22 protein-coding genes are annotated in these 24,064 nt (G+C 66.9%); 18 read left to right on the top strand and 4 right to left on the bottom strand.

The window, feature by feature from the left end:
* Positions 1–46: 46 nt before the first annotated feature.
* Positions 47–277, top strand: a complete 231-nt coding sequence (locus ABFO07_RS02115; RefSeq protein WP_026045314.1) for a DUF3717 domain-containing protein — start codon at positions 47–49, stop codon at positions 275–277.
* An 88-nt stretch (positions 278–365) separates the two neighbouring features.
* Here ABFO07_RS02115 and ABFO07_RS02110 read toward each other — a convergent pair whose 3' ends face one another.
* Positions 366–743 carry a 4a-hydroxytetrahydrobiopterin dehydratase gene (locus ABFO07_RS02110; protein WP_376697923.1) on the bottom strand — a complete coding sequence of 126 codons (378 nt, stop codon included), beginning with the start codon at positions 741–743 and terminating at the stop codon, positions 366–368.
* A gap of 20 nt (positions 744–763) precedes the next feature.
* Positions 764–1,657, bottom strand: coding sequence for a phenylalanine 4-monooxygenase (phhA, locus tag ABFO07_RS02105; RefSeq protein WP_347468182.1), 894 nt, complete (start codon positions 1,655–1,657; stop codon positions 764–766).
* 138 nt (positions 1,658–1,795) lie between these two features.
* On the opposite strand from phhA, the gene ABFO07_RS02100 reads away from it, so the two are divergent.
* The gene (locus ABFO07_RS02100; RefSeq protein ID WP_017334767.1) at positions 1,796–2,281 is read left to right on the top strand and encodes an Lrp/AsnC family transcriptional regulator; all 486 of its coding nucleotides are present in this window, start codon (positions 1,796–1,798) and stop codon (positions 2,279–2,281) included.
* Between the two features lie 28 nt (positions 2,282–2,309).
* Here the strand turns inward: ABFO07_RS02100 and ABFO07_RS02095 are convergent, their stop codons facing one another.
* Positions 2,310–2,843: a class IV adenylate cyclase gene (locus tag ABFO07_RS02095; RefSeq protein ID WP_059563832.1), complete on the bottom strand. Its 534-nt coding sequence runs from the start codon at positions 2,841–2,843 to the stop codon at positions 2,310–2,312.
* Positions 2,844–3,048: 205 nt separating this feature from the next.
* On the bottom strand, positions 3,049–3,948 hold the full coding sequence (locus ABFO07_RS02090) for a LysR family transcriptional regulator (RefSeq protein ID WP_059882331.1): 900 nt from the start codon (positions 3,946–3,948) through the stop codon (positions 3,049–3,051).
* A gap of 248 nt (positions 3,949–4,196) precedes the next feature.
* Between ABFO07_RS02090 and ABFO07_RS02085 the strand changes: the two genes are divergently transcribed.
* The 16 genes from ABFO07_RS02085 (at position 4,197) to ABFO07_RS02010 (ending at position 23,989) form a co-directional block, all read left to right on the top strand.
* The gene (locus tag ABFO07_RS02085) at positions 4,197–5,882 is read left to right on the top strand and encodes a GMC family oxidoreductase (protein ID WP_059810928.1); all 1,686 of its coding nucleotides are present in this window, start codon (positions 4,197–4,199) and stop codon (positions 5,880–5,882) included.
* A 490-nt stretch (positions 5,883–6,372) separates the two neighbouring features.
* Complete coding sequence (locus ABFO07_RS02080; protein ID WP_017334771.1) at positions 6,373–7,152, top strand: ABC transporter ATP-binding protein; 780 nt, start codon at positions 6,373–6,375, stop codon at positions 7,150–7,152.
* The gene (locus ABFO07_RS02075) at positions 7,149–7,904 is read left to right on the top strand and encodes an ABC transporter ATP-binding protein (protein WP_059563836.1); all 756 of its coding nucleotides are present in this window, start codon (positions 7,149–7,151) and stop codon (positions 7,902–7,904) included. Before ABFO07_RS02080 ends, ABFO07_RS02075 begins: the two co-directional genes overlap by 4 nt.
* Before the next feature lie 61 nt (positions 7,905–7,965).
* Entirely contained in the window at positions 7,966–9,165 is a 1,200-nt protein-coding gene (locus ABFO07_RS02070) for an ABC transporter substrate-binding protein (RefSeq protein WP_059882327.1), read from the top strand.
* Positions 9,166–9,307: 142 nt separating this feature from the next.
* Positions 9,308–10,192: a branched-chain amino acid ABC transporter permease gene (locus ABFO07_RS02065; RefSeq protein WP_059563838.1), complete on the top strand. Its 885-nt coding sequence runs from the start codon at positions 9,308–9,310 to the stop codon at positions 10,190–10,192.
* The gene (locus tag ABFO07_RS02060) at positions 10,192–11,166 is read left to right on the top strand and encodes a branched-chain amino acid ABC transporter permease (protein ID WP_059892150.1); all 975 of its coding nucleotides are present in this window, start codon (positions 10,192–10,194) and stop codon (positions 11,164–11,166) included. The genes ABFO07_RS02065 and ABFO07_RS02060 overlap by 1 nt, the downstream gene beginning before the upstream one ends.
* Positions 11,167–12,124: 958 nt before the next feature.
* The gene (locus ABFO07_RS02055) at positions 12,125–13,282 is read left to right on the top strand and encodes an ABC transporter substrate-binding protein (RefSeq protein ID WP_059563839.1); all 1,158 of its coding nucleotides are present in this window, start codon (positions 12,125–12,127) and stop codon (positions 13,280–13,282) included.
* Positions 13,283–13,433: 151 nt separating this feature from the next.
* The gene (locus ABFO07_RS02050; protein ID WP_059563840.1) at positions 13,434–14,489 is read left to right on the top strand and encodes a branched-chain amino acid ABC transporter permease; all 1,056 of its coding nucleotides are present in this window, start codon (positions 13,434–13,436) and stop codon (positions 14,487–14,489) included.
* A gap of 4 nt (positions 14,490–14,493) precedes the next feature.
* Positions 14,494–16,278, top strand: coding sequence for a branched-chain amino acid ABC transporter ATP-binding protein/permease (locus ABFO07_RS02045; protein ID WP_059810931.1), 1,785 nt, complete (start codon positions 14,494–14,496; stop codon positions 16,276–16,278).
* Complete coding sequence (locus tag ABFO07_RS02040; protein ID WP_059882408.1) at positions 16,278–17,033, top strand: ABC transporter ATP-binding protein; 756 nt, start codon at positions 16,278–16,280, stop codon at positions 17,031–17,033. The genes ABFO07_RS02045 and ABFO07_RS02040 overlap by 1 nt, the downstream gene beginning before the upstream one ends.
* 385 nt (positions 17,034–17,418) lie before the next feature.
* Entirely contained in the window at positions 17,419–19,389 is a 1,971-nt protein-coding gene (gene mnmG, locus ABFO07_RS02035; protein WP_059923294.1) for a tRNA uridine-5-carboxymethylaminomethyl(34) synthesis enzyme MnmG, read from the top strand.
* Positions 19,386–20,072: a 16S rRNA (guanine(527)-N(7))-methyltransferase RsmG gene (rsmG, locus tag ABFO07_RS02030; protein WP_059892147.1), complete on the top strand. Its 687-nt coding sequence runs from the start codon at positions 19,386–19,388 to the stop codon at positions 20,070–20,072. Before mnmG ends, rsmG begins: the two co-directional genes overlap by 4 nt.
* A gap of 53 nt (positions 20,073–20,125) precedes the next feature.
* Positions 20,126–20,902, top strand: coding sequence for a ParA family protein (locus tag ABFO07_RS02025; protein ID WP_059563845.1), 777 nt, complete (start codon positions 20,126–20,128; stop codon positions 20,900–20,902).
* Between the two features lie 31 nt (positions 20,903–20,933).
* Entirely contained in the window at positions 20,934–21,827 is an 894-nt protein-coding gene (locus ABFO07_RS02020; RefSeq protein WP_059564011.1) for a ParB/RepB/Spo0J family partition protein, read from the top strand.
* A 13-nt stretch (positions 21,828–21,840) separates the two neighbouring features.
* Positions 21,841–22,971 (top strand): SLC13 family permease, encoded by a 1,131-nt coding sequence (locus ABFO07_RS02015; RefSeq protein WP_059882315.1) that lies wholly within the window; start codon positions 21,841–21,843, stop codon positions 22,969–22,971.
* Positions 22,972–23,461: 490 nt separating this feature from the next.
* Positions 23,462–23,989 (top strand): ATP synthase subunit I, encoded by a 528-nt coding sequence (locus ABFO07_RS02010; RefSeq protein ID WP_059563847.1) that lies wholly within the window; start codon positions 23,462–23,464, stop codon positions 23,987–23,989.
* The last annotated feature ends 75 nt before the right edge of the window (positions 23,990–24,064 follow it).

The following is a 24,064-nucleotide window of genomic DNA, read 5'->3' as shown; positions in this document are numbered from 1 at the left end:
GCCAGACATCGAGCAGGCGGCCAGCGAACGAATCAATCCAACAACCATGTCCGATATTTCGATCCACGACCTTGAAGCCGCGATCAATTTCTGGCGCGCCCGCTCGCCGTCGAGCGGCGACGAACTCAAACTCTGCGAAGAGGCTAGCGCGCTCTCCAAGCCGTATGCGCTGCTGATTGTACAGCGGCAAAGCACCGTGCAACTGGAAGGTTTGGACCCCAAGGCACGGAAAGCGTACGACACTTACGTGCGCCTTAAGGAAGGCTTGGAAAGCTGAAGGCTTTCGCAGATTCCATCGTAGAAAACGTTCAGCGAAATGAAAAGTTGACGCGCCGCGCGCCGAAATGCGCGCGGCGGGGGAATCGTCAGGCAGCGGGTTTCGCGTGCGCGCCGGCCTGGTCGATGAAGTGGGCCAGCGCGATGTCGCGTTCGGTCAGGCCGTTCGCGTCATGGGTCGACAGCGTGACGTCGACGCGGTTGTACACGTTGAACCATTCGGGATGGTGGTCCATTTCCTGCGCCTTGATCGCGACGCGCGTCATGAAGCCGAACGCCTCGTTGAAATCGGCGAAGCGCAGGCTGCGCTGGATCGCGTCGCGGCCCGGCACGGCCGTCCAGTGCGGCAGGCGCTCGAGTTGGGTCTTGCGTTCTTCTGATGTGAGTTTGTGGATCATCGTGCACCTCGTTCGGAAACGGCGGGCCGCGCGCGACCTGCGTCGCCCGGCAGCGCCGCCGGCACCGATCATTCTTCCATAGTTGTGTGTCAGGTGCGCGCGCGATCGGGCCGGCCCTCACCGGCGCCGCGATGCAGCACGCGATCGGTGTCGAGCACGGCGTCGGCCGGATGCTCGGGCAGCCCGGCGAGCCGGTCGGCGAGCGCACGCGCGTCGACGTGCGCGAGCGCGAACAGCTGCGCGAAATCGTCGATCACGAAATAGGTCTGCTGGAACGTGTCGATCCGGTATTGCGTGCGCATCACGCGCTCGAGATCGAAGCCGAGCCGGTTCGGCACCACGCTCTCGAGGCTATACAGGCTCTCGCCCTTGCTCGACACGATCCCCGCGCCGTAGATCGACAGGCCGCCGGCGGCGCGCGGGTCGCGGATCAGCCCGAACTCGACCGTGTACCAGTAGAGGCGGGCGAGCCGCGCGAGCGCGTCCGCGTCGTCCGCCACCGCGAGCGCGACGCGGCCGTACGCCTGCATGTAGTCGGCGAACACCGGGTCGATCAACAGCGGCACGTGGCCGAACAGGTCGTGGAAGCAGTCCGGTTCCTGCAGGTAGTCGAGCTGGTCGGGGCGGCGCATCCACCAGGTGACCGGAAAGCGCCGGTTCGCCAGGTGCTCGAAGAACACGCGGTCGGGCACGAGCCCCGGCACCGCGACGATCTCCCAGCCGGTGGCCGGCTTCAGCTGGCGGTTGACGTCGGCGAACGACGGCACGCGGTCGGCGGGCAGGTCGATCTTCGCGAGGCCGGCGACGAACGCGTCGCATGCGCGCCCCTGCAACAGCGCGCACTGGCGCGCATAGAGCTGCTTCCACACCGCGTGGTCGACCTGGCCGTAGCGTTCGAGCGGCTGGTCGATGGTGAAATCGGCGCGGGTTTCGAGGCCCGCATCGAACTGCTCCTGCAGTTTCGCGGTGACGACGGTGGACATGTTCAGCTCTGCACGTTGCGGTTGGGATGCATGCAAGTGTAGAGCGGCATACGCGCGGAATGGGCGCAAAATTGGCGCTGATTTCTATGTTGATGCGATAATCGCGCATCAAATCACGAAATCACGCGGAGAATCCCCATGTTGGAACTCGATCACTTCGATCTGGCGCTGCTGGACGTGCTGCAGCGCTTCGGGCGGGCGACGCATCAGCAGCTCGGCGAGGAGGTGCCGCTGTCGCCGTCGCAGATCGGCCGGCGCCTGCAGCGGCTCGAGGCCGCGGGCGTGATCGAGGGCTACCGGGTGATGCTGCGGCCCGAGAAGCTCGGGCTCGGCGTGACCGCGTTCACGAGTCTGAAGCTCAAGCACCACGGCGATTCGATCATCGAGCAGTTCCAGCAGCAGATCGACGTGCTGCCGGAGGTGCTCGAATGCCATGCGGTGGTCGGCGATGCGGACTACCTGCTGCGGATCGTCGCGCCCGACCTGAATGCGCTGTCGCAGTTCGTGATGAAGAAGCTGATGCGGGTGCCGGGCGTCGACAGCGTGCGCTCGAACATCGTGCTGACGACCTTCAAGCGCAACGGGCCGCTGCCGCTCGCGCACCTGGAGCCGGGCACGGCGTGAGCGCCAGCGCCGGCTCGCGCCGGCGGGCTCAGGCGGCCGTTTCCGGCGCGTCGGCGTTCAGCAGGTCGACGTAGGCAACCGCGACGAGGTCGTCGTGCGATACGCCGAGCTTCGCGAACACGTCGTGCGCCTCGGCTTCGCCGCCCGCCTCGTCGTCGTCCGGCGCGAGCACGACTTCGAGCTCGATGAAATCGCCGAGGCCGTCGACGCGGTCCAGGTGAATGCGCGTGCGGCCCGCCAGGTACACGTGCCGCTCCTTCGTGACGATGCCGCGCGTCGTCAGCGCGGTTGCGAGCAGCGCGTGCATCGCATCGGGGTTCGTCACCGGGCTGCGCGTGTAGTACGACGCCTTCGGGCCGTCGCGGTCGTCACGCTGGTAGAAGATCAGCTCGGCCGGCGTGCCGTCCTCGAAGCGGCGCAGCTTCAGCCGGCCGCGCGGCACGTCGTAGAAGAAATCCTGCTGGCGATAAAACAGCGGCGCTTCGGCCGCGAGCGATGCCGCGCGTTCGCGCAGCTGGTCGAAATCGCGGGCGCGGGCTTTGATCTCGATATTGCGGGCCATGCGGATCTCCTTCGATCGGTGAGGGTCTGGGAAGCGCAAACGCACAATCTAGCAAAAAGCGCGCGACGGCGGCGTGACGCGGATCGTCGCGGAATCATTGGCGGCGCTCATGGCCGGTGAGGTGAGCTGCCGCAGGTTCGGCATCGCACCGCAATCGCACGCGGGCCGCGGTGGATAACGCGCGCCGCAGGCCCGATGCCCGCGCTCATTCCGCCCACTGCGCATCGATCAGCCGCAGCGCCGCCGCGATCGCCGGCTCGTCGCGCCGCGCGGCGAGCGTGACGAAGGTCAGCGCGGTCGGCACCGTCACGCGCTCGACGATCGTCAGCGCATGCGCGTGCGCCTCGGCCAGCGCGGTCGCGTCGCGCGCGAGCGTGAGCCCGATGCCCGATTTGACCAGATCCAGCATCGACTGCTCCTGGTCGACCTCGGCGACCTTCGCCGGCTGCGCGCCGGCTTCGCCGAAGCGGCGCGACAGCAGCCGGTGATGCGCGGACTGCGGCGGCGTCCAGATCCACGGCAGCGCGGCGAGCGCGCGCCAGTCCTGCGCGCGCTGCACGCGCTCCTTCCAGCCGGCCGGCGCGAGCACGCGGTACTGGAAATGCGTGAGCGTGACGGTGTGGAACAGCGCACCGTCGCGCGGATCGTCGTCGTCGGGCCGGCCGATGTAGTAGCCGACATCGAGCGCCTGCGCGCGCACCTGGTCGAGCACCCAGCCCGACATGCCGTGCCGCAGCGCGGTCTCGATCTGCGGATGGGTTTCGACCAGCGTGCGCAGGAAGCCGCCCAGGCGCAGGAATTGCGGGTCGAGGATCGTGCCGATCCGCAGCCGGCCGCGCACTTCGTGGCGCAGCGCCGCGGCCGCGCGCTGCACGTCGGCGGCCGCCGCGAGCGCGCGCTCCGCGTGCGGCAGCAGCGCCTGGCCGTCGCGCGTGAGCGCAAGCCCGCGCGACGTGCGCGTGAACAGCACGACGCCGAGCGCCGCCTGCAGGTGCTTGATCTGCAGGCTGACGGCCGGCTGCGTCAGGTGCAGCTGCTCGGCGGCGCGCGTCAGGTTGCCTTCGCGGGCGACGGTTGCGAAGGCGCGGAGCAGGGTGAGGTCCATCGTCGTGATCGGTCCTGATATAAGCGCGGCTTATGACGCAATTGAGCATAACTCATTGGATCGGCGGCCGGCGGCGGGAGTACGCTTGTCCGGCCGCTTCGTCCGACGGATCCCGCCGGGGCCGGGCAGGCGGCATGGGCGACGCGCACCAGGGCGTGCGGCGATGCAGGCGCGGCCCGGCGCACTATGCTGGAACAAGGCCGCGGCGCATTGCGCCACGCGGCGCAAGACATACGAGGGGACACGCCGTGACGACTGAACGGACGCTCGAGGGCGAATTCGATTACGTGATCGTCGGCGCGGGCACCGCGGGCTGCGTGCTCGCGAACCGCCTGACCGAAGACCCGGAAATCAGCGTGCTGCTGCTCGAGGCGGGCGGCAAGGACGACTATCACTGGATCCATATCCCGGTCGGCTATCTGTATTGCATCGGCAACCCGCGCACCGACTGGCTCTACAAGACGCAGCCGGAAGCGGGCCTGAACGGGCGCGCGCTCGCGTATCCGCGCGGCCGCGTGCTCGGCGGCTGCTCGTCGATCAACGGGATGATCTACATGCGCGGCCAGCGCGAGGATTACGACGGCTGGGCGCGCGAGACGGGCGACGCCGGCTGGTCGTGGGACAGCGTGCTGCCGATCTTCAAGCGCAGCGAGGATCACCATGCGGGCGCGAGCGACGCGCACGGCGCGGGCGGCGGCTGGCGCGTCGAGAAGCAGCGGCTGCGCTGGGAGATTCTCGAATCGTTCGCGCAGGCCGCGCAGCAGACGGGCATCCCGGCGACCGACGATTTCAACCGCGGCGACAACACCGGCGTCGGCTATTTCGAGGTGAACCAGAAGCGCGGCGTGCGCTGGAACGCGTCGAAGGCGTTCCTGCGCCCCGCGATGTCGCGGCCGAACCTGACCGTGATCACCGGCGCGCAGGCGCAGCGCGTGACTTTCGACGGGCGGCGCGCGACCGGCGTCGAATATCGCGGCGGCGGCGCGGAATTCGTCGCGCGCGCGCGCGCCGAGGTGCTGCTGACCTCGGGCGCCGTCAATTCGCCGCAACTGCTGGAGCTGTCCGGCATCGGCGACGGCCGGCGGCTGCAGGCGCTCGGCATCGACGTCGTGCAGGATCTGCGCGGCGTCGGCGAAAACCTGCAGGATCACCTGCAGCTGCGGATGGCGTTCCGCGTCGAAGGCGTGCGCACGCTCAACACGCTCGCCGCGCACTGGTGGGGCAAGCTGATGATCGGCGCCGAATATGCGCTGCTGCAGCGCGGGCCGATGTCGATGGCGCCGTCGCAGCTCGGCGCGTTCGCGAAATCCGATCCGGACGACCCGGCGCTCACGCGCCCCGATCTCGAATACCACGTGCAGCCGCTGTCGCTCGAACGCTTCGGCGAGCCGCTGCACGGCTTCAATGCGTTTACCGCATCGGTCTGCCATCTGCGGCCGACCTCGCGCGGCAGCGTCCACGTCGCGAGCGCCGATCCGGGCGCGGCGCCGGCGATCGCGCCGAACTACCTGTCGACCGACTACGACCGCCGGGTCGCCGCGCGTGCGCTGCGGCTCACGCGCCGGATCGCATCCGCGCAGGCGCTCGCGCGATACCGCCCCGAGGAAATCCTGCCGGGCGCGCGTTACCAGACCGAAGCGGAACTGATCGAGGCGGCCGGCGCGGTCGGCACGACGATCTTCCATCCGGTCGGCACCTGCCGGATGGGCCGCGCGGACGACGACGGCGCGGTGGTCGACAGCCGGCTGCGGGTGCGCGGCATCGCGGGGCTGCGGGTGGTCGACGCGTCGGTGATGCCGACCATCACGTCCGGCAACACCAATTCGCCGACGCTGATGATCGCGGAGCGCGCGAGCGACATGATCCGCGCGGACCGGCGGGCGGCGCGCGACGCCGCGCAGGTGCGCACCGATGCGGCGGTGCCTGCCGCATGACGGCCGCCTGACGGCCGCGACAGCGCGGCGACAGGCCGGCGCCAGCTCATTCGCGATGCATATCAAGTCCGCGCCCGCCGATTATTCCGGTTTAAAAAATATTCGGCGCCGCGCAGGGTGTAATGGCGCGCCGGATTCTTGTTGCGTAATCGTGCGCAAATCGAATGCGAATATGGCCGGATACGCGGCGCACGTTGGCATGCGGCCGCGTACGCATGCATGACGCAATCGGCATGCCTGCCGAAAAAAACATGCGTGAAACGCGGTTTCGATCCGTTCGATATGGCGGCCAGCCCTATAAGTGCAAATCCCGATGATTGCACTGCACCAACGGGGCGACAATGTCCCGCAGTGTGAAGACGCGTCGGCGCGGGAGACCACCCTCGAGGCGCGACACCGAGCTCGGGGGCAGCCACTCATCCGCTGACATGTTCGCGGCCGCATGCGCGACGCTTCCCGGTGCTTCGGCCGATTTCGTACGGAAGGGAACATGATTCTCGGCGACACGATTCTCGAAACACGCGGGCTGACGAAGGAATTCAAGGGCTTCACCGCCGTGAACGGCGTGAACCTGCGCGTGCGCCGCGGCTCGATCCATGCATTGATCGGACCGAACGGCGCGGGCAAGACGACTTGCTTCAACCTCCTGACGAAGTTCCTGACGCCGACGGCCGGCCAGATCGTCTTCAACGGCATCGACATCACCGACGAGCGGCCCGCGCAGGTGGCGCGGCGCGGCATCATCCGTTCGTTCCAGATCTCCGCGGTGTTCCCGCACCTGAGCGCGTTGCAGAACGTGCGCATCGGCCTGCAGCGCGCGCTCGGCACCGAATTCCATTTCTGGCGCAGCGAGCGCACGCTGAAGACGCTCGACGATCGCGCGATGGACCTGCTCACGCAGGTCGGCCTGACCGACTTCGCGCACGTGCCGACCGTCGAGCTCGCGTATGGCCGCAAGCGCGCGCTCGAGATCGCGACGACGCTCGCGATGGAGCCCGAACTGATGCTGCTCGACGAGCCCACGCAGGGGATGGGCCACGAGGACGTCGATCGCGTGACCGCGTTGATCAAGAAGGTCGCGGCCGGCCGCACGATCCTGATGGTCGAGCACAACATGAACGTGATCGCCGGCATCTCCGACACGATCACCGTCCTGCAGCGCGGCGAGGTGCTCGCCGAGGGCTCGTATGCGGAGGTATCGAAGAACCCGCTCGTCGTCGAGGCGTACATGGGCAGTGCGGACGCGGCGCTCGCGGGGGCGCACGCATGAAGCGCAGCGAACGGGAGGAACGCGAATTGAGCGGCGTCGAAAACGGTACGCCTGCGCTGGACATCTCGGGCCTCGAGGCCTGGTACGGGGAATCGCACATCCTGCACGGCGTCGACCTGACCGTGCAGCGCGGCGAGGTCGTGACGCTGCTCGGCCGCAACGGCGCCGGCCGCACGACGACGCTGCGCGCGATCATGGGCATGACCGGCCGCCGCAGCGGCTCGATCAAGGTCGCGGGCAACGAGACGATCGGCCTCGCGACGCACCGCATCGCGCATTTCGGCGTCGGCTATTGCCCGGAGGAGCGCGGCATCTTCTCGAGCCTGTCGTGCGAGGAGAACCTGATGCTGCCGCCGATGATCGGGCCGCGTGATCACGCGATGTCGCTCGACGACATCTACGCGATGTTCCCGAACCTCGCATCGCGCCGGCAGAGCCAGGGCACGCGGCTGTCGGGCGGCGAGCAGCAGATGCTCGCGGTCGCGCGGATCCTGCGCACCGGCGCGAACCTGCTGCTGCTCGACGAGATTTCCGAGGGCCTCGCGCCCGTGATCGTGCAGACCCTCGCGAAGATGATCGTCGCGCTGAAGTCGCGCGGCTACACGATCGTGATGGTCGAACAGAACTTCCGCTTCGCCGCGCCGCTGGCCGACCGCTTCTACGTGATGGAGCATGGCCGGATCGTCGAGCACTTCGGCGCGGCCGAACTGGAAAGCAAGATGCCGGTCCTGCACGACCTGCTCGGCGTGTGACGCCGCTCCCGAGCCGCTAGCCGTGGGCGGCCATCGAATAACCACAACGCAGGAGACGTCAATGAAAATGAAGACCCTCGCACACGCCTGTCTCGCGCTCGCGGGCGCCGCGTTCGCAGCCGGCGCCGCGCAGGCCGCGGATACCGTGAAGATCGGTTTCGTCACCGACATGTCGGGGCTTTACGCGGACATCGACGGCCAGGGCGGCCTCGAGGCGATCCGCATGGCGGTGGCGGACTTCGGCGGCAAGGTGCTCGGCAAGCCGATCGAGGTGGTGTACGCGGATCACCAGAACAAGGCGGACATCGCGGCGTCGAAGGCGCGCGAGTGGATGGATCGCGGCGGGCTCGACCTGCTCGTCGGCGGCACGAACTCGGGGACGGCGCTGGCGATGAACCAGGTCGCAGCGGAGAAGAAGAAGGTCTACATCAACATCGGCGCGGGCGCCGACACGCTCACCAACGAGCAGTGCACGCCGTACACGGTGCACTACGCGTACGACACGATGGCGCTCGCGAAGGGCACCGGTTCGGCGGTGGTGAAGCAGGGCGGCAAGTCGTGGTTCTTCCTGACCGCCGACTACGCGTTCGGCAAGGCGCTCGAGAAGAACACGTCGGATGTCGTGAAGGCGCACGGCGGGCAGGTGCTCGGCTACGTGCGGCATCCGCTGTCCGCGTCGGATTTCTCGTCGTTCCTGCTGCAGGCGCAGGCGTCGAAGGCGCAGATCCTCGGCCTCGCGAACGCGGGCGGCGACACGATCAACGCGATCAAGGCGTCGAAGGAATTCGGCATCACGAAGACGATGAAGCTCGCCGCGCTGCTGATGTTCATCAACGACGTGCACAGCCTCGGCCTCGAGACGACGCAGGGCCTCGTGCTGACCGACAGCTGGTACTGGAACCGCGATCCGGTGTCGCGCCAGTGGGCGCAGCGCTACTTCGGCAAGATGAAGAAGATGCCGTCGAGCCTGCAGGCGGCCGACTATTCGTCGGTGACGACCTACCTGAAGGCGGTGCAGGCGGCCGGCACCACCGATTCCGACAAGGTGATGGCCGAGCTGAAGAAGGCGAAGATCAACGACTTCTACGCGAAGGGCTACATCCGCGCGGACGGCAGCATGATCCACGACATGTATCTGATGGAGGTGAAGAAGCCGGCCGAATCGAAGGAGCCGTGGGACTACTACAAGGTGCTCGCGACGATTCCGGGCGAACAGGCGTTCACGACCAAGCAGGAAACGCGCTGCGCGATGTGGAAGTAAGCGCGATGCGGCGGCGCGCGCGGATGCGCGCCGCAGCGGCGGATGGGGCAGGGCGGCGGCAGCGCGCCCGGCGCTGCGCCGCATGCGTGCGCATCGCATGGTGGTTGTGCACGCAACGAACCTCACTCTGACGGCAGATGCGATGGAAATATTCGGCATTCCGTTGCCGGCGATGCTGAGCCAGCTGTTGCTCGGCCTCGTCAACGGCTCGTTCTACGCGATCCTGAGCCTCGGGCTCGCGGTGATATTCGGGCTGCTCAACGTGATCAACTTCGCGCACGGCGCGCTGTTCATGCTGGGCGCGATGCTCGCATGGATGGGGCTGTCGTATTTCGGGCTGCCTTACTGGGCGATGCTCGTGCTCGCGCCGGTGCTCGTCGGCGCGTTCGGCATCGCGATCGAGCGCTCGATGCTGCGCTGGCTGTACAAGCTCGACCACCTGTACGGGCTGCTGCTGACGTTCGGCCTGACGCTCGTCGTCGAGGGCGTGTTCCGCTCGATCTACGGCGCGTCCGGCCAGCCGTACGACGTGCCGTCGCAGCTCGCGGGCGCGACCAATCTCGGCTTCATGTTCCTGCCGAACTACCGTGCGTGGGTCGTGGTCGCGTCGCTCGCGGTGTGCCTCGCGACCTGGTTCGTGATCGAGAAGACGCGCCTGGGCGCGTACCTGCGCGCGGGCACCGAGAACCCGAAGCTCGTCGAGGCGTTCGGCGTGAACGTGCCGATGATGATCACGCTCACCTACGGCTTCGGCGTGGCGCTCGCCGCGTTCGCGGGCGTGCTGGCGGCGCCGGTGATCCAGGTGTCGCCGCTGATGGGCCAGCCGATGATCATCACCGTGTTCGCGGTGGTCGTGATCGGCGGGATGGGCTCGATCCTCGGCTCGATCCTCACCGGCCTGATGCTCGGCGTGATCGAGGGCTTCACGCGGGTGTTCTATCCGGAGGCGTCGGCGACGGTCGTGTTCGTGATCATGGCGATCGTGCTGCTGATCCGCCCGGCGGGCCTCTTCGGCAAGGAAAAATGATGCAGAGAAAAGTGCTTTATGGCGTGCTGCTCGCCGCACTGCTCGTCGCACCGTTCATCGGCGCGTATCCGGTGTTCGTGATGAAGGTGCTGGCGTTCGCGCTGTTCGCCGCCGCGTTCAACCTGCTGATCGGCTACACGGGGCTGCTGTCGTTCGGCCATGCGATGTTCCTCGCGACCGCCGGCTACCTGACCGGCTACGCGCTGCAGACGCTCGGCGCGACGCCCGAGCTCGGCGTGCTGCTGGGCACCGCCGCGGCGACGCTGCTCGGGCTCGTCGTCGGCCTGTTCGCGATCCGCCGGCAGGGCATCTACTTCGCGATGATCACGCTCGCGTTCGCGCAGATGGTCTACTTCATCTACCTGCAGGCGCCGTTCACGCACGGCGAGGACGGCCTGCAGGGCGTGCCGCGCGGCAGGCTGTTCGGCGTGCTCGACCTGTCGTCGGACCTGACGCTCTACTACGTCGTGCTCGCGGTGATCGTCGCCGCCTGCGCGTTCATCGTGCGGATCGTCCATTCGCCGTTCGGCCAGGTGCTGGTCGCGATCAAGGAGAACGAAGCGCGCGCGATCTCGCTCGGCTACGACACCGATCGCTTCAAGCTGCTCGCGTTCGTCCTGTCGGCCGGGCTCGCGGGCCTGGCCGGCTCGCTGAAGGTGCTCGTGCTCGGCTTCGAGACGCTCAGCGATGCCTACTGGACGATGTCGGGCCTCGTCGTGCTGATGACGCTGGTCGGCGGGATGGGCACGCTGTTCGGCCCGCTGCTGGGCGCGGCGCTGATCGTCGCGCTCGAGGACAGGCTCGGCGACATCGGCGAATGGCTCGCGTCGCTGACCGGCGTCGGCTGGTTCCGCTCGCTCGGCGAGTCCGCGACGATCGTGACCGGGCTGATCTTCATCGCGTGCGTGCTCGCGTTCCGGCGCGGGATCGTCGGCGAAATGATCGCGCGATACAAGCCGCTGAAGGCGTCGTGACACGTTGATGCGAAGCACCATCGGGCACCGGTTCCGGCCCGCGTGCGCACCGCCTCGGGCCCGCGCCGCACGGCAAATTGGTGCCCCATTTTCGTGCGGCGATGCACCATAGGGGTAAATGCTAAGTTGCCGCAGTATGAAAGCTCCTTTAATCTTCGTCTCAGTTCTGATGCACCGCGAAACGAATTTTGCAGGTGGAGAACGAGGAGACAATCGAGGCACAAAGTGCCCGGACCCAAAGCGCTGTTGGACGGAATCCAACAGCGCTTTTTCATTTGTGCGCGCGTTTTTTGTGCCGCGCCTTCGTTCAGCGTTTTTGTGCCGGTTTCACGCCGATGGTGCATCGGCCAGCCGCACCCGCACCCGTCTCCATCTCTCCCGCAATACGATCGCGCCACGGCGCGAACCGCGCGCCTGCGTTCTTCGGGCTTACCCGGTTAGCGCGCGCAATAGGCGTCCGTTACACTCGCCTTTCACCGACCGAGCGGTCGGGAATTCGGTCGGCAGTCCTCCTACAAGCAGAATGCAGAAGACGGAGTGCGGTTTGATGAGAAGCGCAGCGCGAAGGATCGGCGTGGAGAGGGCGGCAGGGGCCGCCGGGTCGTTGCCTTGCGCGCGGGCCTGCGCGGCCCGCTGGCGCGTTCCTGGGCGGCCGCCGAAGGCGCGTGCCGCCACTGCTGCCGAACCGGCGGATGCGCCGCGCGCATGAGCGCTCCGTGCCCCGTGGAACGCCTTTCCGATCGGGCGCGCTCCGCACCGTGCGCCGGCATGCATTCCGGCATCGATTTCAATCCCTTCATCCCGGCGACATGGCCGCCGCAGCGCGCATGCCGTGTACGTCGCGGGAAAACGAGCGTTGGCGCGGCCATGCGAGATAGTTAAATTATTAACTTGTTTGTTGAGAACGGGCGCCGCCCGAGCGACCCGCGGATTTTTCGAGCAGCGTTTGGAGACACGCATGAAAAAGAATCGATGGATGGAAGCCGCGCTCGCCGCGGGCCTGGTGTGCGCGGCGGCGACGGCGTCGGCGCAGGTGAAGATCGGCGTGACGCTGTCGGCCACCGGGCCGGCCGCGTCGCTCGGCATTCCGGAAAAGAACACGATCGCGCTGCTGCCGAAGGAAATCGCGGGCAAGAGCGTGCAGTACATCGTGCTCGACGACGCGTCGGACACGAGCCGCGCGGTGCAGAACGTGCGCAAGCTGATCGACGAGGATCACGTCGACGCGATCATCGGTTCGTCGGTCACGCCGAATTCGCTCGCGATGCTCGACCCGGTATCGCAGGGCAAGACGCCGACGATCTCGCTCGCCGCGAGCGCGCAGATCATCGCGCCGATGGACGCGAAGCGCGCGTGGATGTTCAAGGTGCCGCAGAACGATCGCCTGATGGCCGACGCGATCGCCGGCTACATGGCGAAGCACGGCGTGAAGACGGTCGGCTTCATCGGCTTCGCCGATGCGTACGGCGACAGCTGGTACAACACGTTCAGCGCGGCGGCCGCCGCGAACGGCATCAAGGTGGTGTCGAACGAGCGCTTCAACCGCACCGACGCGTCGGTGATGGGGCAGGTGCTGAAGCTCGCGAGCGCGAACCCGGACGCGGTGCTGATCGGCGGCTCGGGCACGCCGGCGGCGCTGCCCGCGAAGACGCTGAAGGAGCGCGGCTACAAGGGCAAGGTGTACCAGACGCACGGCGTCGCGAACAACGACTTCCTGCGCGTGTGCGGCAAGGATTGCGAAGGCGAGATCCTGCCGGCGGGCCCCGTGCTCGTGACCGACCAGCTGCCCGATTCGAACCCCGTGAAGAAGCCGTCGCAGGCGTACCGGACGGCCTACGAGAAGGCGTACGGCGCCGGCTCGGTGTCGACGTTCGGCGGCCATGCGTGGGACGCCGGGCAACTGCTGCAGCGTGCGATTCCCGATGCGCTGAAGAAGGGCCAGCCGGGCACCGAGGCATTCCGCGATGCGCTGCGCACGGCGCTCGAGAACGTGAAGGACCTGCCGGTGTCGCACGGCGTGATCAACATGACGGCGGCCGATCACAACGGCTTCGATGCGCGCGCGCGCGTGATGGTGCAGATCGTCGACGGCAAGTGGAAGCTGCAGGCCGAGTGAGTTCCACGTGAAGGGCGGCGGTGCGCGCGGGGAAGGGTGCCGCGCGTGCCGTCGTCGCGCTTTTCCCGGACGGCGAGTCATTGATCCTGCGCGCACCGCGCGACGGACTGCGCTCGCCGTTTCCCCGCAGCATTCTCGACACACGAATCGTATGGATCTCTCTATTGCGGCGATCCTCGCGCAAGACGGCATCACGACCGGCGCCATCTATGCGTTGCTGTCGCTGGCGCTCGTGCTGGTGTTTTCCGTCACGCGCGTGATCTTCATTCCCCAGGGCGAGTTCGTCGCCTACGGTGCGCTGACGCTTGCCGCGTTGCAGGCGCAGAAATTCCCCGCCACCTGCTGGCTGCTGTTCGTGATGGGCATCGCGTGCTTCCTGCTCGAAGTCGGCGATCTGATCCGGCACCGCGAGCGGCGCCACGCGCTTGGCCGCACGCTGACGACGCTCGGCAGCCGCTACGTGCTGCTGCCGCTCGCGGTGTTCGCGGTGACGCGCAGCTTCGCCGCGCAGCCGCTGCCGATGCTCGCGCAGATTGCGCTGACGCTCGCGATCGTCGTGCCGATGGGGCCGTTCGTATACCGGCTCGCGTACCAGCCGATCGCCGAGGCGACCACGCTGCTGCTGCTGATCGTGTCGGTGGCCGTCCATTTCGCGATGGTGGGCCTCGGGCTCGTGATGTTCGGCGCGGAAGGCTCGCGCACCAATGCGTTCTCGGATGCGTCGCTGGCGGTCGGCAGCCTGACGGTCTCGCTGCAGAGCGTGCTGGTGGTCGTCACCGCGCTCGTGCTGATCGCCGCGCTCTACGTGTACTTCGGCCGCACGATCGCGGGCAAGGCGCTGCGCGCGACGTCGGTGAACCGGCTCGGCGCGCGGCTCGTCGGCATCGGCACGACGGAAGCGGGGCGGCTCGCATTCACGCTCGCGGCGGGGCTCGGCGTGCTGTCGGGCATCCTGGTCGGCCCGCTGACCACGATCTACTACGACTCGGGCTTCCTGATCGGCCTGAAGGGCTTCGTCGGCGCGATCATCGGCGGGCTCGTCAGCTATCCGCTCGCGGCGGCCGGGTCGCTGCTGGTCGGCGTGCTCGAATCGTATTCGTCGTTCTGGGCGAGTGCATACAAGGAGGTGATCGTATTCACGATGATCATTCCGGTGCTGCTGTGGCGCAGCTTCGCGACGCCGCATGCGGAAGAGGACGAGGAGTGACGCGATGAAGACGATGGTGCGCAACAAGGCGTTCTGGCTGTTTCTCGTGGTGCTGTTCGCGCTGCCGGTGTTGCCCGGCGTGCTGCAGGTGCCCGAATACTGGATCACGCTGCTGAACTACATCGGCCTGTACGCGATCGTCGCGATCGGGCTCGTGCTGCTGACGGGCGTCGGCGGGATGACGAGCTTCGGGCAGGCGGCATTCGTCGGCGTGGGCGCGTATGCGACGGCCTACCTGACGACGCGCTACGGCGTGTCGCCGTGGCTCGCGCTGATCGTCGGCGTCGTGCTGACGGCGCTCGTCGCGCTCGTCCTCGGCGTGGTGACGATGCGGCTGTCGGGCCACTTCCTGCCGCTCGGCACGATCGCGTGGGGCCTCGCGCTGTTCTACCTGTTCGGCAACCTCGAGCTGCTCGGCAAGTACGACGGGATCAGCGGCATTCCGGCGCTGAGCCTGTTCGGCATCGCGCTCGACAGCGGCCGCAGCCTGTATTTCCTGATCTGGGCGGTGGTGCTGGCGGCGATCGTGTCCGTGCAGAACCTGCTGAACAGCCGGCCCGGCCGCGCGATCCGCGCACTGCGCGGCGGCGGCGTGATGGCCGAGGCGATGGGCGTGAACACCGCCTGGATGCGCGTGGTGATCTTCGTCTACGCGGCGGTGCTCGCGGCAATTTCCGGCTTCCTGTACGCGCACCTGCAGCGTGCGGTGAACCCGACGCCGTTCGGCCTGAACCACGGGATCGAGTTCCTGTTCATGGCGGTGGTGGGCGGCGTCGCGCACGTGTGGGGCGCGGTGCTCGGCGCGGCGATCCTCACCGTGCTGCTGGATTACCTGCAGACGCTGCTGCCGAAGCTGCTCGGCTCGGAAGGCAACTTCGAGATCATCGTATTCGGCGTGCTGATGGTGTTGCTGCTGCAATACGCGCGGCAGGGCGTGTGGCCGTTCGTCGCCCGGCTGTTTCCACGTGGACCGCGTGCGCATGTGCCGCGCCAGGCCGATCCTTTGCCGCAGCGCACCAGGCCGGCGACGGGCGAAGCGCTGCTCGTGGTCGACAACGCGCGCAAGCAGTTCGGCGGGCTGGTGGCCGTCAACGACGTCAGCTTCGAGGTCAAGGCGGGGCAGATCATTGGCCTGATCGGCCCGAACGGCGCCGGCAAGTCGACCACGTTCAACCTCGTGACGGGCGTGCTGCGGCCGACGCGCGGCGCGATCACGTTCCGCGGCGAGCGGATCGACGGCCTGACGTCGCGCGAGATCGTCCGGCGGGGTATCGGCCGCACGTTCCAGCATGTGAAGCTGCTGCCCGGCATGACGGTGCTCGAGAACGTCGCGCTCGGCGCGCATTTGCGCGGCACGACCGGTGTGTGGCGCAGCATCGCGCGGCTCAACGCGCACGAGGAGGCGCAGCTGCTGGCCGAAGCGGCGCGCCAGATCCGCCGCGTCGGCCTCGAAAGCCACATGTACGACGAAGCGGGCAGCCTCGCGCTCGGCCAGCAGCGGATCCTCGAGATTGCCCGCGCGCTGTGCTGCGACCCGACGCTGCTGCTGCTCGACGAGCCGGCCGCCGGCCTGCGCTACAAGGAAAAGCAGCAGCTCGCGGACCTGCTGCGGCGGCTGAAATCGGAAGGGATGAGCGTGCTGCTCGTCGAACACGACATGGATTTCGTGATGAATCTCACCGATCGGCTGGTGGTGATGGAGTTCGGCACGCGGATCGCGGAAGGGCTGCCGCAGGACGTGCAGCAGGATCCGGCGGTGCTCGAAGCGTACCTGGGCGGGGTGGAATGATGGTGGACACGACGATGCCGATTCTCGACGTGCATGGGCTGGCGGTGCGGTACGGCAAGGTGGAGGCGCTGCATGGCGCCGCGATCAAGGTCGGCGCCGGCCAGATCGTCAGCGTGATCGGGCCCAACGGCGCCGGCAAATCGACGCTGCTGAACGCGATCATGGGCGCGCTGCCGTCGACCGGGCATGCATCGGGCGCGGTCGTGTACCGCGGAACCGACGTCGGCGCGCTGCCGATCGAGCAGCGGGTCGCGCGCGGGATGTGCCTCGTGCCGGAAAAGCGCGAGCTGTTCGGCACGATGTCGGTGGAGGACAACCTCGTGCTCGGCGCGTATCGGCGCAAGCAGGCCGGCGAAGCGAACTTCCTCGATCAGCTCGACCACGTATTCGCGCTGTTTCCGCGGCTCAAGGAGCGGCGCAACCAGGCGGCCGGCACGCTGTCCGGCGGCGAACGGCAGATGCTGGCGGTGGGGCGCGCGCTGATGGGCAAGCCCGACCTGCTGATGCTGGACGAGCCGAGCCTAGGCCTGGCGCCGCTGATCGTGAAGGAGATTTTTCATATCATCAGCGCGCTGCGCGGCACGGGCGTCGCAACCCTGCTGATCGAGCAGAACGCGCGGGCGGCGCTGCAGATATCCGACTACGGGTATGTGCTCGAGACGGGGGAGTTCGCGCTGGAAGGCCCGGCGGCCGAATTGGCGCAGAACCCGCAGGTGATCGAAACATACCTTGGCTTGGCCAAGAAAACCGCCTGACGCGAAGGAGGCGGCGGAAATCGGACGGCGTGTTTCACGTGAAACACGCCGTTTTTGTTTGAGGTTGGACGTGAGGATGGTGAATGGCCGGGCGTGGATAAGTGCCGGATGATCAGTCGATCACGCTGTGAGGCGGAGAGGGCGGTTCACAGGCTGGCCACTTCCCGAGCCTGTCGTCGCACAGTACCGACTGCGTTACACGCACCCGCAGATGCGCCACCGGCACGGGTTTGGCCGCACAGCTTTGCCGATTGGCCAGAAAAAAACGGCGAAATGAACGGGCCCTACCATTCGGACGGCATTCGGGCGAAAAGCGAACCCGCTATAATTCGGCCCATACATTTCTCAGATAGGTTCGTGCGCTGTCCTGCGTACGGAATCCACCATGCTTTATCCCACAGAATTTGACGTGATCGTCGTTGGTGGCGGTCATGCCGGCACGGAAGCCGCGCTGGCGTCGGCCCGCATGGGCGTGAAGACGCTGCTGCTGACGCACAACATCGAAACCCTCGGGCAGATGAGCTGCAATCCGTCGATCGGCGGCATTGGCAAGGGCCACCTGGTCAAGGAAGTCGATGCATTGGGCGGCGCAATGGCTGCCGCGACGGATGAGAGCGGGATCCAGTTCCGGATCCTCAATTCGTCGAAGGGGCCGGCCGTGCGGGCGACGCGCGCACAGGCCGACCGTATCCTGTACAAGGCTGCGATCCGTCACCGCCTCGAGAACCAGCCCAATCTGTGGCTGTTCCAGCAGGCGGTCGACGACCTGATGGTGGAAGGGGATCGTGTGGTGGGCGCCGTGACGCAAATCGGCCTGCGTTTCCGCGCGCGCGCCGTGGTGCTGACCGCTGGAACCTTCCTCGACGGCAAGATCCACGTCGGCCTGAACAACTACACGGGCGGCCGGGCAGGCGATCCGGCGGCCGTGTCGCTGTCGGCGCGCCTGAAGGAGCTGAAGCTGCCGCAAGGGCGGCTGAAGACGGGTACGCCGCCGCGTATCGACGGCCGCTCGATCGACTTCTCGAAGCTTGACGAGCAGCCCGGCGATCTGGACCCGATTCCGGTGTTCTCGTTCCTGGGCCGCGCGGAGCAGCATCCGCAGCAGATGCCGTGCTGGGTCACACATACGAACGAGCGCACGCACGACATCATCCGCGGCGGCCTCGACCGCTCGCCGATGTACACCGGCGTGATCGAAGGCGTCGGTCCGCGTTACTGCCCGTCGATCGAGGACAAGATTCACCGTTTTGCGTCGAAGGAATCCCACCAGATCTTCCTCGAACCGGAAGGGCTGACGACCAACGAGTTCTACCCGAACGGGATTTCGACGAGTTTGCCGTTCGACGTACAGCTCGAGCTCGTGCATTCGATGCGCGGCCTCGAGCAGGCGCATATCCTGCGCCCCGGCTACGCGATCGAGTACGACTACTTCGACCCGCGCGCGCTGAAGGCGTCGCTGGAAACCAAGGCGATCAACGGCCTGTTCTTCGCGGGCCAGATCAACGGGACGACCGGCTATGAGGAAGCGGCGGCGCAGGGCCTGCTGGCCGGCGTCAATGCCGGCCTGTACGTGCAGGAGAAGGATGCGTGGTGCCCGCGTCGCGACCAGGCCTACCTGGGCGTGCTGGTCGACGATCTGGTGACGCGTGGCGTCGCCGAGCCGTACCGGATGTTCACGAGCCGGGCCGAATACCGGCTGAGCCTGCGTGAAGACAATGCGGACATGCGTCTGACCGAGATCGGCCGCGAGCTTGGGCTGGTCGACGACGTGCGCTGGGATGCGTTCTGCCGGAAGCGCGACGCTGTTTCACGTGAAACCGAGCGCCTGAAATCGACGTGGGTCACGCCGAAGACGCTGCCGCCCGAAGAAGCCACCGCGCTGCTGGGCAAGGCGATCGATCACGAATACAGCCTGGCCGAGCTGCTGCGCCGCCCGGGCGTCGACTACGACGGTGTGTGCGGCCTGAAGGGCGGCGAGTGCGGCCCGGCGGAACCGTTGACCGACGATCCGGTGCTGCTCGCGCAGATCAAGGAGCAGGTCGAGATCGGCATCAAGTATCAGGGCTACATCGAGCGCCAGGCGAGCGAGATCGAGCGCAACGACGCGAACGAGAACACGCGTTTGCCGGATGGCATCGACTACCGTGAAGTGCGCGGCCTGTCGTTCGAAGTGAGCCAGAAGCTGAATCAGTTCCGGCCGGAAACGATCGGCCAGGCATCGCGGATCTCGGGCGTGACGCCGGCAGCGATCTCGCTGCTGATGGTGCACCTGAAGCGCCGCGGCCTCGGCCGTCGCAACGGTAACGCCGACGCGGCAATGGAGCAGGGGGACGGCACCGTCCCGACGCAACAATGACGGCGCGTCGCGCGCCGGCGGTTAATCGGGACGGCCTGGAGAAGATGCTCGTCGACGGCGCGAACGCACTCGGCGTCGCGCTGACGGATACCCAGCGGAACCAACTGCTCGACTATGTCGCGCTGCTCGCGAAGTGGAACGCGGTCTACAACCTGACCGCGATCCGCGACCCGCAGCAGATGCTGATCCAGCACATCCTTGATTCGCTATCGATCGTTCCCCATCTCGGTGACCGTGCATCCACGCGGGTGCTCGACGTCGGGTCGGGCGGCGGGTTGCCGGGCATCGTGCTCGCGATCGTGCGGCCGGACTGGCAGGTCACGCTGAACGACATCGTCCAGAAGAAGTCCGCATTCCAGACACAGACGCGTGCGGAGCTGAAGCTCGCGAACCTGTCGGTCGTGACCGGGCGCGTGGAAACGTTGCAGCCGGGCGTCGAGGTGCCGGAAAAATTCGACGTAATCGTGTCGCGCGCTTTCGCGGACCTCTCCGACTTCGTTAAACTTGCTCGACATCTCGTTGCGCCGGGCGGAGCGATCTGGGCAATGAAGGGCGTTCACCCGGGCGACGAGATTGCGCGGCTGCCGGACGGCAGCCACGTGAAGCAGACCATTCGGCTGGCGGTACCGATGCTGGATGCCGAACGGCATCTGATCGAAGTCGCTGTCGACGATGCGATTTGACGGCGCGCGGTGCGGCGCGCCGATTGTTTGAAGGTACGAGGAACACACCAACGATGGCAAAGATCTTCTGCGTTGCGAACCAGAAGGGGGGCGTCGGCAAGACGACGACAACGGTCAATCTCGCCGCAAGCCTTGCAGCGCAGGAGCAACGTGTCCTGCTGATCGACCTCGACCCGCAGGGCAATGCGACGATGGGCAGCGGGATCGACAAGGCCGGTGTCGAGGCGACCGTGTACGAAGTGCTGGTCGACGGCGTGTCGGTTGCGGATGCGCGCATTCGCCCCGAAGCCGTGACGTACGACGTGCTGCCGGCGAACCGCGAGCTGTCCGGCGCGGAAATCGAGCTGATCGGCATCGAGAACCGCGAGCGCCAGCTGAAGGCGGCGCTCGAGCGCGTGGCCGACGATTACGATTTCGTGCTGATCGACTGCCCGCCGACGCTGTCGCTGCTGACCCTGAACGGCTTGTGCGCCGCCCACGGCGTCGTGATCCCGATGCAGTGCGAGTACTTCGCGCTGGAAGGCCTGTCGGATCTCGTCAACACGATCAAGCAGGTGCACGCGAACATGAACCGCGACCTGAAGATCATCGGGCTACTGCGGGTGATGTTCGATCCGCGCATCACGCTGCAGCAGCAGGTTTCCGATCAACTGAAGGCGCACTTCGGCGACAAGGTGTTCGACGTGGTGATTCCGCGCAACGTGCGTCTGGCGGAAGCGCCGAGCTACGGGTTGCCGGGCGTCGTGTTCGATCGCAGTTCGCGTGGTGCGCAAGCGTATCTCCAGTTCGGCGCCGAGATGATCGAGCGCGTGCGCGCATTCGATGCGTGATCCGGACACGAGCGAAGCGAGGAAGAAAGACATGAACGCGGTGCCAAAGAAGAAAGGGTTGGGGCGTGGCCTCGAAGCGCTGCTCGGCGGCAGCGCCGACATCACCGAAGCGGTGAAGATCGAAGGCGCGCCGAACACGCTCTCGCTGGCGAAGCTGCAGGCCGGCAAGTATCAGCCGCGCACGCGGATGGACGAGGGCAGCCTGCAGGAACTGGCGGCCAGCATTCGCGCCCAGGGCGTGATGCAGCCGATCCTGGTTCGCCCCATTTCATCAGACAAATACGAGATCATCGCGGGCGAGCGGCGTTTCCGTGCGGCGCGCCTGGCGGGCCTCGAGGAAGTGCCGGTCCTGGTGAAGGATGTGTCCGACCAGGCCGCCGCCGCGATGGCGCTGATCGAGAACATCCAGCGCGAGGATCTGAATCCGCTGGAAGAGGCGCATGGCATCCAGCGCCTGCTCGACGAGTTTCACTTCACGCACGAGCAGGCGGCCGAATCGGTCGGCCGCTCGCGCAGCGCGGTGTCGAACCTGCTGCGCCTGCTGAATCTCGCGGCGCCGGTGCAGACGATGCTGCTCGCCGGCGATCTCGACATGGGGCATGCGCGTGCGCTGCTGGCGGTCGATGCGGCCACGCAGATCACGCTCGCGCACCAGGTCGTCAACAAGCGGATGTCGGTGCGCGAAACCGAGAAGCTCGTCGCGCAGACGACGAAGGAAGCGCCTGCGGTGAAGGCGCGCGCGAAGGACGACGGCGGCCGCGACACGCGTCGCCTCGAAGAGGCGTTGTCCGACCTGTTGGCGTCGACGGTGAAGATCAAGATGGGCCGGCGCGGGCGAGGGCAGGTGACGATCGATTTCGGCAATCTCGACGCGCTCGAGGGCATTCTCGCGCGCCTGCGCGGCAACGTGGCGGCGGAAGAGTAACGGGGCATCATCGATGGACAATGCGGGGGCGCCGGCGGTGCGCCGGTGGTTGGGCTGGCTGGCGCAGGAACCCGTGTTGTCCGCGCTGGCCATCGGCCTCATCTTGCTGCAATGGATGCATCCGCAACCATTCGCAGTACTGGCGAATCGGGTCGACTGGCAGACGGTTGCGACGCTCGCCGGCTTGCTGATGCTGACGAAGGCGCTCGAGCTGTCCGGGTGCCTGATGTGGCTCGCGCACCGCATCGTGCACCACGTCCATTCCGAGCGCGCGCTCGCGATGCTGCTCGTCGTGTTCGCGGCGGTGCTGTCGATGTGGCTCACCAACGATGTCGCGCTGTTCGTCGTCGTGCCGCTGATGATATCGCTGCGCGCGCTGGCGCCGCTGCCGTTCCGGCGGCTCGTGATCGTCGTCGCGCTGGCCGTCAATGCGGGCTCGGTCGCGACGCCGCTCGGCAATCCGCAGAACCTGTTCCTGTGGCAATTGAGCGGCGTGTCGTTCGGCCGCTTCGTGCTCACGCTCGGGCCGCTCGCGATCGCGCTGATGGCGCTGCTGCTGGCGGTCACCGCGTGTGCGTTCCGCGCGAAGCCGCTCGACCTGTCCGGCGATGCCATCGCGCTGCCGATGCAGCGTATGCATGCGCTCGTCGCGGCGGTGCTGTTCGTCGCCTTCGTGCTGCTGGCCGACGCGCATCGCGCGCTGCCCGGGCTGATCGCGGTTGCCGTCGTGCTGTTCGCGGTGCGGCGCGATGCCGTGTTGCGGATCGACTGGCTGCTGCTGCTGATCTTCGTGTTGATGTTCGTCGTGCTGCGCAGTGCGGCCGCGCTGCCCGCGGTGCACGACGCGATCGCGCATGCGCGCCTCGACACGCCGCTGCGCGTGTTCGCGGCGGGCGCGGCGTTGTCGCAGGGCATCAGCAACGTGCCGGCCGCGATCCTGCTGTCGGAGTTCACGCGCGACTGGCGCGCGCTTGCGTTCGGCGTATCGGTCGGCGGCTTCGGCATCGCGATCGGCTCGCTGGCGAACCTGATCGCGGTGCGGCTCGCGAAGGAGCCGCGCATGTGGCTGCCGTTTCACCTCGTGTCGATTCCGTTTGCGATCGCAAGTGCCGCGCTCGGTGCATGGCTGCTCACCCACGGCTGAGTGGTGCGCCCCGTGCATTCGTGAGCGGGTCATCCACAGCGCCTGACTGTGGATGACGCTGGCGTGGCGTCTCGTCGTCGGCGATGCGTTCACAGCGACGTGTCTGTGGTGAGTCCCCCACAGCGATCAAGACATCACAGCCGGCTCGCAGTGGGGTGATCGTTGCGACTCGCGTCGCGATGACTCGCCCGCACCGAGCCGTCTGCGGCGACCCATCTTGCACAGTTCGCGACTCCCGTCGCAGTCAGCCCGCGATCTTCTCCGGGGGCGAAATACCTGTGCAAAAAATTGTCCTTACAACTGTCATCGTACGTCGCCGAATCGTGCATTTTTCACATCATGAGCGGTCGTTTTACGCAGGTTTTTGTCGCGTCTAAAGCCTTGAATCACCTGCAACTATCGCTTACAATCGCCCGGATTTGTTAGCTAGGCACCCCTGAAAGCTTTCGGAAAGCATGGGGCCGGGTTCAGGATTTTGCGGAAGGCTGCGATGGCGGGTCAGGCGCCGAACGATAGGCACGATGATCAACGCACGCGACGCACCGCTTCAGCGGCCGGCGAGCGGCGCGAGTCCGACGGCGACGACTGGGATGCCGAGCAGCAAGAAGACAACATCGTTCCGCTGACGCGGGCAGACGCCGAGAGGCTGTTCGGCCCGAACGTGAGCCGGCCCTCGCGTATCACCCCCTACAAGGTGGTGATCGCGCAAGTGGCCTTGTCCCTGGTTGCAACGCTGGCGTGGTGGCTGTTTTCGAAGTCGCCGGGCGCCGCTGCGCAATCCGCGTTTCTGGGCGGAGCGATCGGCTGGGTGCCAAGTGCGCTGTTCGTGGCACGACTGAAGGCAGGTGGCTCGGCCACCGTGATGAGCTGGGTGGCGGGCGAAGCCCTCAAGCTCGGCGTGACGATCGGGATGTTCGCCGCGGTGGCGTACGGCTATGCCGGCGTGCACTGGGTGCCGCTCCTCGTCACGTACCTCGTCGTGCTGAAGACGTACTGGATTGCACTGGCCTGGCGGTAAGGAACAAGCAGTGCGCGATTTCGACACGAAGCCGCGCCGGTCCGTTCCCGCAATAGCGTGTTGCGGAATCGGGCA

Origin of the sequence: Burkholderia stagnalis, from assembly GCF_039848545.1 — a bacterium.
Lineage (GTDB): Bacteria > Pseudomonadota > Gammaproteobacteria > Burkholderiales > Burkholderiaceae > Burkholderia > Burkholderia stagnalis.
The sequence above is the reverse complement of the archived record's forward strand: the minus strand, read 5'-3'. Positions and strand labels throughout refer to the sequence as shown.

Excerpts from the sequence above, each read along its gene's own strand:
- ABFO07_RS02115 (WP_026045314.1), top strand. The coding sequence starts at position 47 with ATGTCCGATATTTCGATCCACGACCTTGAAGCCGCGATCAATTTCTGG.
- phhA (WP_347468182.1), bottom strand. The coding sequence starts at position 1,657 with ATGTCCACCGTCGTCACCGCGAAACTGCAGGAGCAGTTCGATGCGGGC.
- ABFO07_RS02100 (WP_017334767.1), top strand. The coding sequence starts at position 1,796 with ATGTTGGAACTCGATCACTTCGATCTGGCGCTGCTGGACGTGCTGCAG.
- ABFO07_RS02095 (WP_059563832.1), bottom strand. The coding sequence starts at position 2,843 with ATGGCCCGCAATATCGAGATCAAAGCCCGCGCCCGCGATTTCGACCAG.
- ABFO07_RS02090 (WP_059882331.1), bottom strand. The coding sequence starts at position 3,948 with ATGGACCTCACCCTGCTCCGCGCCTTCGCAACCGTCGCCCGCGAAGGC.
- ABFO07_RS02080 (WP_017334771.1), top strand. The coding sequence starts at position 6,373 with ATGATTCTCGGCGACACGATTCTCGAAACACGCGGGCTGACGAAGGAA.
- ABFO07_RS02075 (WP_059563836.1), top strand. The coding sequence starts at position 7,149 with ATGAAGCGCAGCGAACGGGAGGAACGCGAATTGAGCGGCGTCGAAAAC.
- ABFO07_RS02070 (WP_059882327.1), top strand. The coding sequence starts at position 7,966 with ATGAAAATGAAGACCCTCGCACACGCCTGTCTCGCGCTCGCGGGCGCC.
- ABFO07_RS02065 (WP_059563838.1), top strand. The coding sequence starts at position 9,308 with ATGGAAATATTCGGCATTCCGTTGCCGGCGATGCTGAGCCAGCTGTTG.
- ABFO07_RS02060 (WP_059892150.1), top strand. The coding sequence starts at position 10,192 with ATGCAGAGAAAAGTGCTTTATGGCGTGCTGCTCGCCGCACTGCTCGTC.
- ABFO07_RS02055 (WP_059563839.1), top strand. The coding sequence starts at position 12,125 with ATGAAAAAGAATCGATGGATGGAAGCCGCGCTCGCCGCGGGCCTGGTG.
- ABFO07_RS02050 (WP_059563840.1), top strand. The coding sequence starts at position 13,434 with ATGGATCTCTCTATTGCGGCGATCCTCGCGCAAGACGGCATCACGACC.
- ABFO07_RS02045 (WP_059810931.1), top strand. The coding sequence starts at position 14,494 with ATGAAGACGATGGTGCGCAACAAGGCGTTCTGGCTGTTTCTCGTGGTG.
- ABFO07_RS02040 (WP_059882408.1), top strand. The coding sequence starts at position 16,278 with ATGGTGGACACGACGATGCCGATTCTCGACGTGCATGGGCTGGCGGTG.
- mnmG (WP_059923294.1), top strand. The coding sequence starts at position 17,419 with ATGCTTTATCCCACAGAATTTGACGTGATCGTCGTTGGTGGCGGTCAT.
- rsmG (WP_059892147.1), top strand. The coding sequence starts at position 19,386 with ATGACGGCGCGTCGCGCGCCGGCGGTTAATCGGGACGGCCTGGAGAAG.
- ABFO07_RS02025 (WP_059563845.1), top strand. The coding sequence starts at position 20,126 with ATGGCAAAGATCTTCTGCGTTGCGAACCAGAAGGGGGGCGTCGGCAAG.
- ABFO07_RS02020 (WP_059564011.1), top strand. The coding sequence starts at position 20,934 with ATGAACGCGGTGCCAAAGAAGAAAGGGTTGGGGCGTGGCCTCGAAGCG.
- ABFO07_RS02015 (WP_059882315.1), top strand. The coding sequence starts at position 21,841 with ATGGACAATGCGGGGGCGCCGGCGGTGCGCCGGTGGTTGGGCTGGCTG.
- ABFO07_RS02010 (WP_059563847.1), top strand. The coding sequence starts at position 23,462 with ATGGCGGGTCAGGCGCCGAACGATAGGCACGATGATCAACGCACGCGA.